An 11,965-nucleotide genomic window follows, 5' to 3' on the forward strand; every position below is an offset into this window, starting at 1 on the left:
GAAAATATGAAAGAAATCATCTTGTTTGTAGTCAACTTATTGGCAAATATAAAGATTCTTACCCCAATAAATGTAGCAAAACTTAGATTCTTATACATTATGCATAAGTGGCCGCACTTCAAAAATCCACGAGATTTAAATGAAAAAATCAATTATTTGAAGTTTTACGGTGACACGTCTAAATGGCCCCGTTTGGCAGATAAATATGCTGTTCGTCAATATATTTCAGACATGGGATTAGGTTCTATCTTAGTAAAGCTATATGGCAAATGGGATAATGTAAATGAAATCGATTGGGATATGTTACCCAATCAGTTTGTCATGAAATGCAACAATGGGAGTGGTGATGTACTGATATGTAAGGATAAATCCACTCTCAACATAGAGAGCACCAAACAATATTTTGACAAGATGTTACATCGGAAATTCGGCTTGACAAGCGGTGAACCACATTATGCACTGATCAAACCATGTATTATAGCGGAAGAACTTTTAGATAGTTCAAACCAAGCAGGGAATTCGACTTCTTTGATTGATTATAAGATTTGGTGTTTCAATGGCAATCCTCATAGTGTAATGGTTTGCTATAACAGACAACAATATCATGCCAACGTAGGTGTCTATGATCTCCATTGGCAATATCACCCAGAATATTCCATATTTACAAGTCATTACAAAGAAAGCAAACAACAACTTCCTAAACCGGTTTGTTTTGACGAAATGTTAAAAATTTCCCGCAAACTAGCTACAGATTTCCCAATTCTACGCGTAGACCTGTATGAAGTTAATGGGAAAGTCTATTTTGGAGAATTAACGTTTACATCACAAAGTGGTTGTATGGACTATTTTTCTCAACAATTTTTAAACGAAACAGGAAAATTAATCAATTTATAAATTACTATGAAAACAATATTAGCTGTAGCATCTATTGGAGGACATTGGATACAATTGTTACGTATTGTCAAACCATTGGAAGCTCAATATGAAGTAGTCTATATGTCAACCCATCCTAAATGTAAGTCTATGGTTAAAAATTGTCGTTTTCATACCATCATAGATTTTAGTCGTTGGGATATCTGGAAAATAATACCAGCTTCTTTCAATATCTGTTTCATACTGATCAAAGAAAGACCATCAACTATTATTACTACTGGAGCTGCTCCAGGACTTATAACCATTGCCTTAGGTCGTTTATTAGGGATTAAGACGATTTGGATAGATTCTGTCGCAAATGTAGCAACAATGAGCACTTCAGGGAAACTAGCGCGTAAATTAGCAAACTATGTTTATACTCAGTGGCCTGAACTTGCCACTGGACGGGTGCACTATGCAGGGAACATATTTGGAGATTGACGTTTCTCTAATATTCCCTCCTATTAGTTCTTTGACTTATTGATTTAAACTTATGATATTTTGTACAATAGGGACACAAGCTCCTTTTGACCGCTTTGTGAAGATTATAGATGAAGCGGCCGCTTGCATTGACGAGGAAATTATAGCACAAGTCTATAAAAGCGAGTATGTGGCAAAGAATATTCGCACAATAGACTTTTTGGCACCAGACGTTTTTAATGAATTATTCTGTAAAGCTCGCTTAATAGTAGCCCATGCCGGAATGGGAACCATCATTTCAGCCATGCGACAAAATAAACCGATTATTATCTTTCCACGTATTGCAGCTTTAGGAGAACACCGCAACGAGCATCAGCTTGCTACTGCACAGAAAATGAAAGAATTAGGGTATGCATATGTAGCCAACGATGATGTAGAACTGAAAGAATTGTTGACAAAAAAGGATTTAAAGCCGTTACATAAATTAGGAGAATTTGCAAGCCAATCTTTGATTGACGAATTGTCACAGGTAATTGGATAATAATGAAAGATTTATAAATATTAAATTCAAATTTGTGGATATGAATTACAAAATAGCAGTAGCCGGAACGGGCTACGTGGGACTGTCAATAGCGACGCTGCTGGCACAGCATCACCAAGTGACGGCGGTGGACGTGATCTCTGAAAAGGTGGAGAAGATAAACCGGCGCATCAGCCCGATACAGGACGAGTACATCGAGAAGTATCTGGCGGAAAAGGAACTGAACCAGACGGCGACACTGGACGGACGGAAGGCGTACGGCGACGCGGACTTCGTGGTGATAGCGGCACCGACAAACTATGACCCGGTGAAGAACTACTTCGACACGAGCCACGTGGAGGAGGTGATAGACCTGGTGCTGGAGGTGAACCCGGACGCGACGATGGTGATCAAGAGCACGATTCCGGTGGGATACTGCCGGAGCCTGTACGTGAAGTATGCACAGGTGTTCAAGGAGACACCGGCGCTGCAGGGGAAGCGGCTGAACCTGCTGTTCTCGCCGGAATTCCTGCGGGAGAGCAAGGCGCTGTATGACAATCTGTACCCGAGCCGCATCATCGTGGGTTATCCGAAGATGATGGACGACGGACGCTTCGGAGAGGAAAACGAGGCCATACGCACTATCGCCGGAGAGCACCTGGAGGAGAAGGCACGGGAGTTTGCGGCGCTGCTGCAGGAAGGGGCCATCAAGAAGGACATCCCGACGCTCTTCATGGGGATGAAGGAGGCGGAGGCGGTGAAGCTCTTCGCGAACACGTACCTGGCGCTGCGCGTGAGCTACTTCAACGAACTGGATACGTATGCGGAGATGAAGGGACTGGACACGAAGGCCATCATCGACGGCATCTGCCTGGACCCGCGCATCGGGACGCACTACAACAACCCGAGCTTCGGCTACGGGGGATACTGCCTGCCCAAGGACACGAAGCAGCTGCTGGCCAACTACCAGGACGTGCCGGAGAACCTGATTCACGCCATCGTGGAGAGCAACCGCACGCGCAAGGACTTCATCGCGGAGCAGGTGTTGAACAAGGCAGGATATTATACGGCCAACTCGCAATGGAACGCCAACAAGGAACAGCCGTGTACCATCGGGGTGTTCCGCCTGACGATGAAATCGAACAGCGACAACTTCCGCCAAAGCTCGATACAGGGAGTGATGAAACGTGTGAAGGCCAAAGGAGCGGAGGTCATCATCTACGAACCGACGCTGGAGGACGGAACGACGTTCTTCGGCTCGCTGGTGGTGAACGACCTGGAGGCCTTCAAGCGGCAGTCGCACGCCATCATCGCAAACCGCTACGACGCCTGCCTGGACGACGTGAAGGAGAAGGTGTATACGAGGGACCTATTCCAAAGAGACTGAGATCAAATATAAAATATTAAATATAAAATATTAGATTTCAGATCTTAGATTTCAGATTTCAATGGTTAATGATACTAACCGCTCACCGTTAACCGCTAATAGGGCATGACACTGTGTGTGTAATGGATCCCGCATCGAGTGCGGGATGACATGAATCTGTGGAACTCTGTGTAATCTGTGGTGAGAAAGAGAGAGGGATTAGGTTTGAGGTATTGGAGGAATTATCGGGAACATGCTGTTTTGAATGTGGTGACGGGAGGAAGTGAAAGTAAATGGCTACGTTTCCTAAATTTAATGTTCTTCGAAGGAATTTATTGATAAATTCATCGTATATTTGTATCCATCATATTTAGCAAACAGGATTTTTGAATATGGAAGAAGCAACATTAAATAAAGTTTTGTTCTCTGCATACAAACGATTTGGAGGAGATGAATGTTTGTCCATCAGACCTGTCACCATATTGGTGGGCAAAAACAGCAGCGGAAAAAGTTCAATCACAAAACTGTTGAGTATATTGGCCAAATCGTTTTCCGGAACGTTGAAAAAATCCACTTTGGTGCTGGAAACGGAAGGTGTATCATTAGGCGTATCTTACCAAAGCCTTTGCCACAACGGAAATACGACTGGATTGGAATTCGGAGTGGAATATACGGACGGAACCCAGATAATAATCGAGCTGATGGCTTCGCCCAAAAATGAAATTCAAATCAGAAAATATACGGTATGGACAAAGGGAGAAATACACTCCATAAAGCTGGCTGAAGACCGGGTGAACTACTACTGCGAGGAAAACGGAAAAACATATTTGAGCACCGGTTTCTCGGGATTCATACACAAGGACTTCCTGAATGACATCGGGGTGGATACCAAACTGAACTTCAACGTAGACTATATAGGACCGCTGAGGAACGAGCCCCAACGAAGCTATTATTATACAGGAGGAGAATTGTCTGACAATGTGGGACCCAAAGGAGAAAACGCCTACCAACTGCTATGTGCCGACGAAAAACTGGTCCAACAAACAAGTGAATGGTTCGAAAAGAACTTCAACGGATGCCGTCTGCGCATCGAACCGGGAGGAGAAAAAGGAGCCTATCTTGTACAGATGAACAAGCCGGACAACGGAGATTATTGGGTGAACATCGCTGACGAAGGTATGGGTATGAGCCAGGTGCTTCCCATCGTAACCAGATGTCTGCACAAAGTGCCACAATCAATTGTGGTAGTGGAACAGCCGGAACTGCATCTGCACCCCGCGGCACACGCCGAACTGGCACGCCTGTTTGCGACAAGTAGCAAGACCAGCCAACAACGCTACATCATAGAAACGCACTCGGAGAACATCTTGCTGGGACTGAGGGATGCCGTCGTGGATGAAAATATAGATTTCAAGGCGGATGATGCCGTCATCTATTTCCTGGATGAAGAGGAAGATGGGGTATCGATGGAGGAAATATTTATCGAAGAGGACGGCACACTGACCGACTGGCCCAAAGGGGTATTCAACGAATCGTATGAGCTACTGAAAGACATAGCAAGCAAAGCCACCAAAGCAGAATGATTTTCCACATAGACAACAGCATCATGGGGCAAGGGAAGGACATTGTCCTGAACTTTGCAAAGGCACTGCAGACCGCTGCCGACAACCAACACTGCGTGGAACTGACACCACAGGTATGGAACTGGACCGAAAAAACGATTCTGCTGACAGATGATTATCTGGGAAAACTGGTACGGGAACAATTGACCAGCAATACGGGACTATGGAAGCCTACCAGCATGATGAGGTTGCATGAGACGTCCGTCACAATAGGATATGGGGAAGGTATGCTAACGGTAGATGATATGGCTTTCCTGGCTAAAGAAGCGTCTACACTGGTATTGGAAAACGGATGGGTATGACGGAATTGCCGTCAAACGATGGGTACAACTCTACCGAAAGGAAAAAATGGCTGGAAATATAAACAAAGATGTACACAAGGCCATATCCGAAGGACGAATCAGAATATATAATAGCGGAGGAGGAAACGGAAGCATCCTCAACGCAGTAAGGACGTTGATGGAAACAACCCGCCATCTGTCGCCCTACCGACTGACCACCTTGTTTGACAGCGACAAGAATGCAGCCAATGACAAGGACCATAACCAAAACCTGAAAGACTCACTGAAGAGACTGCAGATTGAATGGCACGAATTGGAAAAAAGGGAAATAGAAAACTATTTTCCACCTGAAACATATAAAAAAGCCGGATTCATGACGAACGAAAACAGGGCAATGACAATGAGTAAAGAGGAATGGGACTTCCACGATACCGGCCATAGCGACGTCGTGAAAATCGAAAAGAAAAACATAAAGGACCTCTGCGACCATCTGACCAAAGAAGATCTGAAAAAGAGAGTGGAAGAAAGTTCCGGAACAGATGAAATCCAAAGAATCATTTTTCACCTTGCAAAATTCATCTGACTGTTATGGCTAAAATGACAATAAAGGCAAATAGAGACTATATTACGATTATGCTGGACAAAATATTGTCCGGAGAATATGCCATACCGGAATTCCAACGGGACTTTGTGTGGTCAAGCAAACAAATCGTAGAGCTATTCGACAGTATCATCAAGGGATATCCGATCGGAACGTTGATCCTATGGAAACCAGAATCGGAAAGCTTCAGAACGCTGCATGAAATCGGAGGAATCAGCGTAACACAAAAACAACAGGAATACGAAAAGATGTATATTCTGGACGGCAGGCAACGGATAACCGCACTCATCAGTGTACTATATCCAGGCGGAGAATACTACAACAAAATATATATCGACCTGGAGGAAATGCAAATCATACAGGCTCCGGCCAACAGACATACGGGAAAAGTAAACATGCTGAAGCTGGGAATGGCCTATGACACCTATGAGCTGGTGGATTTCCTCGAAAAACTGAAAGCCAGTCCGCTAAACGATACACAGAAGAAAATATACGCGGAAAGAGCCAAGAAAATCAACAAGACATTGCTCTCCTATGAACTGGGATATATTTCGGTAACAGGAGGAAACATCAACGAAGCTGTGGAAGTTTTCTCCAGACTCAATTCCAAATCGACGCCTATCAGTGCAGACTATATGCTGCAGGCACTGGCGTATGACCCCAATACGGGATTCCTTTTTGCCAATGAAATTTCGACCATCCTACAGAACCTGTGGAAATATAATTTCAACAAGATGAAAAGGGAACTGATCCTGAATTGTGCATATACTTATGCAGAAATTCCATTCATTGACGGCAAAGTGGAAGATCTGCTGAAGAAGAAAAACAACTTGAAGGATGTGATGGAGAATGTAGCAAAGGATGTGAGCCAGGCGGTGGAATTCTTGTATAAAGAATGTGGGGTCATAGACTACAGACTGTTGCCCTACTCCTATCAGCTCATCATGCTGGCCTCGTTCTTCAGATGGAACAGACAACCCAATCCGCAACAAATCAAAGAACTGAAGCAATGGTTCTTTTATACCACATACAGTGCATATTTCACCAATTCATCCCTGTCGGTGATAAGGGAGGACATCAAACGGTTTACCAACTATGCAAAAACAATAGAAAAGACTCCTATTGCATACAATCGGGACAATATGGATTTCAAACTGCCTGATTCGCTCAACTTAGGAGGGGTAAGGGCATGCGCCTTCGTCATCACAACCATTTTACAGCATAATATGCACAAATCCGATGCGGCATTGGAAATTATAACCATTCCGCACTCGGGAGGAAAATGTCCCGGTAACTCATTTATCTGTACCAGCAAAAAAGACATAGCCGAAATCTCAAACTGGCTGAACAAACGGCATGAATGGTCTGACAAGTTGGCCAAGTTTGGTCTGACAGCAAGTTTAGCCCATTGCTTTAAACAGAACACAGCCGAAACTTTTATCAAAGAACGGAGTCAATACATCTTACAACAGGAAAAAACGTTCATTAAAGACATGTTGTCTGATGTGTTGTAAACTGCCCGATTGAGTAATGGGATACATGGAGTTCTTGAGCGTGACGGCGGTCTGACAGAACTGTAACAAGAGCATTTCTCTTTTTCTTTGGCGGAGCTTCTCATTCTGAATGCTTCGCTTCTTCCATTTTTTTTCATAGGAATCATGCAGTCGACCGGGCTTCGTGACTACCAGCTGGCCACGAAAGCGAAAATCTTTGAGGCGTGGAAGCTGCACCCGAACGTGATGGTGCAGATGCCCACCGGTACGGGCAAGACACACCTGCTGGCGGCGGTGGTACACGACGTGCTGGAGGCAGGCGGCGGCAGGGGCTGCGTGTGGATCGTGGCACACCGGCGGGAGCTGGTGGAACAGATTGAGGAAACGGTGGCACGCTACGGACTGGAGAAAACGGACGGAAGGGTGCGGGCCTGCTCCATCCAGTGGCTGGCGAGACACTGGGAGGACACGGGTGAGAAACCGGTGCTGATCGTGATAGACGAGGCCCACCATGCGCTGGCGGAGACGTACCGGGAGCTGTGGAAACGGTATCCGGACACGCCGAAACTGGGAATGACGGCCACACCGTGCCGGCTGAACGGCCGGGGATTCACGGACCTGTTCGACCGGCTGGTGGCATCGGACAGCATCGCGGACTTCATCCGGAAGGGATGGCTGTCGGTGTTCGACTACATCTCGATCCGTCCGGAAAGCGAGGACCAGCGGCTGATAGACGGGCTGACGAAGCGCGGGGCGGACGGCGACTACCAGGTGAAGGAGATGGACGCGGTGCTGAACCGCCGTCCGGGCATCGGGAGGCTGTACGAGGGGATGCGGCGGTATGCGGCGGGGAAGAAGGGCATCGTGTATGCAGTGAGCATCGGACACGCACGGAACATAGCGGCCTACTACAGCGCACAGGGGGTCAGGGCGGAGGCGATAGACAGCCGCACGCCCGCACCGCTGCGGAAAAGGCTGGTGGAGGAGTTCCGGGCGGGACGCATCCGGGTGCTGGTGAACGTGGACGTGTTCAGCGAGGGGTTCGACTGCCCGGACGTGGAGTTCGTGCAGATGGCACGGCCGACGCTGTCGCTGGCGAAGTATCTGCAACAGGCGGGCCGGGGCCTGCGGAAGGCGGAGGGAAAGGAGACGTGCGTGCTGATAGACCACGTGGGCCTCTACCGGATGTTCGGACTGCCGGTGGCGGAACGCGACTGGCAGGCCACGTTCGAAGGAAGGCTGGCGGGGAAAGGCTATGCAACAGCCGGAACGCACGGCCAAACGGAGGAAGTAGCCGGAAGAAGGGAAAGGGAGGACGACACTACGGACTATGACCTGGAGGTGGTGGTGGAGCACGGGGAGCTGCTGGAATACCTGGACGCGACACGTCACAACCGGAGGAAAGAGGGACTGCCCTACCCGCTGAAGGCATTCAAGGACCGGAGGAGCAGGCTGTACGGACTGAAACGGGGGGAAACGGTAACGGCACCGGCTGCCTACGGAAAGGTAATCCAAACGACGGAGGACGTGGCCGAGGTGGAATGGGCCGACGGAAGCAGGGGACTGGTGGACGGAAGGGGAAGCCTCGTCCTGAGAACCGACAGCGGACGGAAAGCGAGACGCCTGAAGCACGATCTGCTGGAAGCCACGGACAAGGACGGACGGAAACGATACGTAGACCTGAGGAACAACTGCGTGTACGAAGAACGGCCGACGGTCATGGACTTCGGAGGGCTGGAACTGCTGAAAGCGGGGAACAGGTATTGCACGCGGACGCGGAAGGTTTACCGGACTCCGCCGGGACTGAACCGGACGGACATTGTATGCAAGGGCTTCTACCTGAAAATACTGGACCGGCTGGCAGCACTGACCGACAGGAATGCGGACGGAACGGAAACGCGACGGAACGGGTGCATCTGCCTGCTGGCCGACGACCCTGAAGAGGCATATCGCTTCGAGGGACAGCTGGCCGACGGAAGTATCGTGGTGGCGGACGATGAAGGCAGATACTACCACGCGGAGGCGGGAAAGGAGAAGCGGTACATCGCCCGGGAAAACGCCGAAACGGCGGAAGAAGACCCGGCCACAGCGACAGCCCGGCTGCAGGTGGAAGCGGAAGCACGCGCCGGGCAACGGCTGGAAGAGGACCGGAGGAGACAGGAGGAGATGCGGCAGACGCGACTGGAGAGCCTGGCGAACGCCGCACCGTTCCAATCGGGACGGAAATGGGGACTGAAAGCGGGAGAACGAATCCTGATCCCTCCCATCTACCGGCACATAGAGAAACCTGTGGGTTCCTACTGTGCCTTCGAAATGAATCCCTGCCAATGGGGAGTGGTCACCCTGGACGGACAGGTGGTGGTAGAGGCCAAATACCTGAACGTAGAAATTGGAACGGACGGCACGGCCCGCCTGACCCTGCTGCCGGGAAAGACGCAGACGGTGAAGCTGAAACCGTAAAGGGAGGAGCCGGAATACTAAAACCCGGAAAGAGAGAACACGGACGTCCGGTCATTCCGGGCAAAGCGAAGAAGGCCTCATCAGAGGCCGTTCTTACCTTCCAGATGTTCTACCCAGATGCGGGCGGCCTCTTCGACCATGCGGGCACAGGGACGCTTGGCATAATATTGCGCGGTACGTTCTTCGGGCATTGAGCTTCCTTCGGGCTTCTTCAGTCCCAGGAGTTCGGCACAAATCAGGGAACCGTTGCGCTTCTTAAATTCTTCGGCCAACCGCTGCACAAGGGCATAATTGGCAGCCTTGCTCTCGCGGTCACTGCCTTCGAGGGCGCACTTCTCCAGCCCGGCCAGCATGAACAGGCCACAGGCAGCCCCACACGTCATACGCATACGGCCGATGCCTCCGCCAAACGAGGCGGACATGTGCAGGGCCTGCTCTTCGGTAAAGCCATAGCGGTCGGCAAAGGCTGTCACGACCGACTGGGCACAATTGAAACCACTCTTGAAAAGGGCTACGGCCTTTTCTATTCTTTTCTCATTTTCTTCCATATCTGTTTTTCTTTTTGTCTTATAACAATTCTGACACAATCAGCCAGACGTTGAGCACCGTCACGACGGAGGCTATCAGATAGAGCACCACACTGCTCCACCGGCTGTTGGCGTACTTGCCCATAACACGCCTGGAGGACGTCAGCCCCACCTGGAGAAAGACGGTAAAGGGCAACTGGAGGCTCAATACCATCTGGGAAACCAGCAAGCCCTTGAAGGGGTCGCCGATGAAGAAGATCAGCAACAGGGCCACACCCAACGAAAGCACGACACCCACCTGCGAATGGCTGTCCTTGATGTGATAGGACTCACCGAACATGCCGGCAAAGATGGAACCGGCCGCCATACCGCTGGTGATGGTAGACGAGATGCCCGCCATGAGCAGAGCCAGGGCGAAGACTACGGCGGCATTACTGCCCAACAAGGGTTCGAGCAGGGACTTGGCCTGCTGGAGTTCGTCCACGGGAACGCCTGCCTGAAAGAAGGTGGAGGCGGCCAGCAGAATCATGGCGCTGTTGATGGCCCAGCCGACGAGCATGGAGAAGAGGGTGTCGAACAGCTCGTACTTCAAGACACGGCGGATGGAAGCGTCGTCCCGCTTATTGTACTCGTGGCTCTGGATGACCTCGGAATGGAGGAACAGATTGTGGGGCATGACGACCGCACCCAACACGCTCATGACGATGAGCATGCTGCCCTGGGGCAACGAAGGGGTGACCCACGAAGCGGCCGCCAACGGCCAGTCGACCTTCACCAGAAAGAGTTCGTAGATGAACGAAAGCCCGATGATGGAGACAAAGGCAATGATGGCCCGCTCGATCTTCTTATAGGAATTGGTGAAGAGCATCAGCAGCACAAAGGCTGTAGTGAGCACCGCTCCCCACGGTATGGGGACGCCGAAGAGCATCTGCAAGGCTATGGCTCCACCCAGTATCTCGGCCAGCGAGGTGGAGATAGAGGCCAGCACAGCTGTAGCCAGAATGGGACGGGACACCCACGCGGGGGTGTACTTGGTAGCCGCTTCGGAGAGGCAGAGGCCGGTGACGATGCCCAAATGGGCCACGTTGTGCTGCAGGATGATGAGCATGACGGTAGAGAGGGTCACTACCCACAACAGGGCGTAACCGAACTCTGACCCGGCCGCAAAATTGGAAGCCCAATTGCCGGGATCGATAAAGCCGACTGTCACAAGCAGGCCCGGCCCGATGTACTTGAACACATCGAGTCCGCCCAGATAACGTTTGTGGTCCCTCCGTCTGAGGTCCTTCAGAATGTTCTTCATATCCCTTTCGTCTAAAAATCACGCGATAAAAAAGAGACTGTATCAAAACAGAAGAAAATAACGTCATCCCGGCCTTGAGCCGGGAACCATTGCCGCATAAACAACCGGCGGAATGTGGATCCCGCATCGAGTGCGGGATGACCAAACGTTAGTACTTTCTCATTCTGATACAGCCTCTTCCTACATGCTTAACAAGAGATAGAGCTATATTGTTCAGTATCCCATTTCATGAAGCGCCTGACACAGCTGGTCGGGACACGAGGTGGGACGCATGCCACAACGGATTCCCTCCAGACGGGCAATGACATCCTTCACCGGCATACCTTTCACCAACCGGCAGATGCCCTGCAGATTGCCGTTACAGCCGCTCCAGAATTCGATGTCCTTGATGACACCGTCTTCCACCTCGAGGTTGATGTCGGTACTGCAGGTACCTTTCGTCTTATAATGATAGGTCACC

Annotated in this window: 12 protein-coding genes; 9 read left to right on the forward strand and 3 right to left on the reverse strand. The window is 49.9% G+C overall.

From position 1 onward, the window contains the following. Nucleotides 1-6 precede the first annotated feature (6 nt). The 9 genes from BQ7483_RS05565 (at nt 7) to BQ7483_RS05605 (ending at nt 9,675) form a co-directional block, all read left to right on the forward strand. A complete protein-coding gene (locus BQ7483_RS05565; protein ID WP_072545174.1) occupies nt 7-894 on the forward strand; it encodes an ATP-grasp fold amidoligase family protein in 888 nt (295 codons plus the stop codon). A 6-nt stretch (nt 895-900) separates the two neighbouring features. Further along, on the forward strand, nt 901-1,353 hold the full coding sequence (locus tag BQ7483_RS05570) for a glycosyltransferase family protein (protein WP_072545175.1): 453 nt from the start codon (nt 901-903) through the stop codon (nt 1,351-1,353). A 52-nt stretch (nt 1,354-1,405) separates the two neighbouring features. Continuing rightward, nucleotides 1,406-1,873, forward strand: a complete 468-nt coding sequence (locus BQ7483_RS05575) for a glycosyltransferase (RefSeq protein WP_072545176.1) — start codon at nt 1,406-1,408, stop codon at nt 1,871-1,873. Between the two features lie 40 nt (nt 1,874-1,913). Beyond that, complete coding sequence (locus tag BQ7483_RS05580) at nt 1,914-3,239, forward strand: UDP binding domain-containing protein (protein ID WP_072545177.1); 1,326 nt, start codon at nt 1,914-1,916, stop codon at nt 3,237-3,239. Nucleotides 3,240-3,610: 371 nt separating this feature from the next. Further along, nucleotides 3,611-4,801: an AAA family ATPase gene (locus BQ7483_RS05585; RefSeq protein WP_022020052.1), complete on the forward strand. Its 1,191-nt coding sequence runs from the start codon at nt 3,611-3,613 to the stop codon at nt 4,799-4,801. Continuing rightward, a complete protein-coding gene (locus BQ7483_RS05590; RefSeq protein WP_072545179.1) occupies nt 4,798-5,142 on the forward strand; it encodes a hypothetical protein in 345 nt (114 codons plus the stop codon). Before BQ7483_RS05585 ends, BQ7483_RS05590 begins: the two co-directional genes overlap by 4 nt. Nucleotides 5,143-5,188: 46 nt before the next feature. Beyond that, nucleotides 5,189-5,704 carry a hypothetical protein gene (locus tag BQ7483_RS05595; protein WP_072545180.1) on the forward strand — a complete coding sequence of 172 codons (516 nt, stop codon included), beginning with the start codon at nt 5,189-5,191 and terminating at the stop codon, nt 5,702-5,704. 50 nt (nt 5,705-5,754) lie between these two features. Further along, complete coding sequence (locus BQ7483_RS05600) at nt 5,755-7,236, forward strand: DUF262 domain-containing protein (protein WP_072545181.1); 1,482 nt, start codon at nt 5,755-5,757, stop codon at nt 7,234-7,236. A 144-nt stretch (nt 7,237-7,380) separates the two neighbouring features. Then, complete coding sequence (locus BQ7483_RS05605) at nt 7,381-9,675, forward strand: DEAD/DEAH box helicase (protein ID WP_072545447.1); 2,295 nt, start codon at nt 7,381-7,383, stop codon at nt 9,673-9,675. Nucleotides 9,676-9,755: 80 nt separating this feature from the next. Here BQ7483_RS05605 and BQ7483_RS05610 read toward each other — a convergent pair whose 3' ends face one another. The 3 genes from BQ7483_RS05610 to BQ7483_RS05620 all read right to left on the reverse strand — a co-directional run bounded on the left by BQ7483_RS05610 (nt 9,756) and on the right by BQ7483_RS05620 (nt 11,964). After that, complete coding sequence (locus BQ7483_RS05610) at nt 9,756-10,223, reverse strand: C-GCAxxG-C-C family protein (protein WP_072545182.1); 468 nt, start codon at nt 10,221-10,223, stop codon at nt 9,756-9,758. A gap of 19 nt (nt 10,224-10,242) precedes the next feature. After that, entirely contained in the window at nt 10,243-11,505 is a 1,263-nt protein-coding gene (locus BQ7483_RS05615; RefSeq protein ID WP_022020120.1) for an Nramp family divalent metal transporter, read from the reverse strand. 213 nt (nt 11,506-11,718) lie between these two features. Beyond that, complete coding sequence (locus tag BQ7483_RS05620; RefSeq protein ID WP_072545448.1) at nt 11,719-11,964, reverse strand: TIGR03905 family TSCPD domain-containing protein; 246 nt, start codon at nt 11,962-11,964, stop codon at nt 11,719-11,721. Nucleotide 11,965 lies beyond the last annotated feature (1 nt).

The sequence above is a fragment of the Mediterranea massiliensis genome (genome assembly GCF_900128475.1).
GTDB classification, from domain to species: Bacteria; Bacteroidota; Bacteroidia; order Bacteroidales; family Bacteroidaceae; genus Bacteroides; species Bacteroides massiliensis_E.

Excerpts from the sequence above, each read along its gene's own strand:
- BQ7483_RS05565 (WP_072545174.1), top strand. The coding sequence starts at position 7 with ATGAAAGAAATCATCTTGTTTGTAGTCAACTTATTGGCAAATATAAAG.
- BQ7483_RS05570 (WP_072545175.1), top strand. The coding sequence starts at position 901 with ATGAAAACAATATTAGCTGTAGCATCTATTGGAGGACATTGGATACAA.
- BQ7483_RS05575 (WP_072545176.1), top strand. The coding sequence starts at position 1,406 with ATGATATTTTGTACAATAGGGACACAAGCTCCTTTTGACCGCTTTGTG.
- BQ7483_RS05580 (WP_072545177.1), top strand. The coding sequence starts at position 1,914 with ATGAATTACAAAATAGCAGTAGCCGGAACGGGCTACGTGGGACTGTCA.
- BQ7483_RS05585 (WP_022020052.1), top strand. The coding sequence starts at position 3,611 with ATGGAAGAAGCAACATTAAATAAAGTTTTGTTCTCTGCATACAAACGA.
- BQ7483_RS05590 (WP_072545179.1), top strand. The coding sequence starts at position 4,798 with ATGATTTTCCACATAGACAACAGCATCATGGGGCAAGGGAAGGACATT.
- BQ7483_RS05595 (WP_072545180.1), top strand. The coding sequence starts at position 5,189 with ATGGCTGGAAATATAAACAAAGATGTACACAAGGCCATATCCGAAGGA.
- BQ7483_RS05600 (WP_072545181.1), top strand. The coding sequence starts at position 5,755 with ATGCTGGACAAAATATTGTCCGGAGAATATGCCATACCGGAATTCCAA.
- BQ7483_RS05605 (WP_072545447.1), top strand. The coding sequence starts at position 7,381 with ATGCAGTCGACCGGGCTTCGTGACTACCAGCTGGCCACGAAAGCGAAA.
- BQ7483_RS05610 (WP_072545182.1), bottom strand. The coding sequence starts at position 10,223 with ATGGAAGAAAATGAGAAAAGAATAGAAAAGGCCGTAGCCCTTTTCAAG.
- BQ7483_RS05615 (WP_022020120.1), bottom strand. The coding sequence starts at position 11,505 with ATGAAGAACATTCTGAAGGACCTCAGACGGAGGGACCACAAACGTTAT.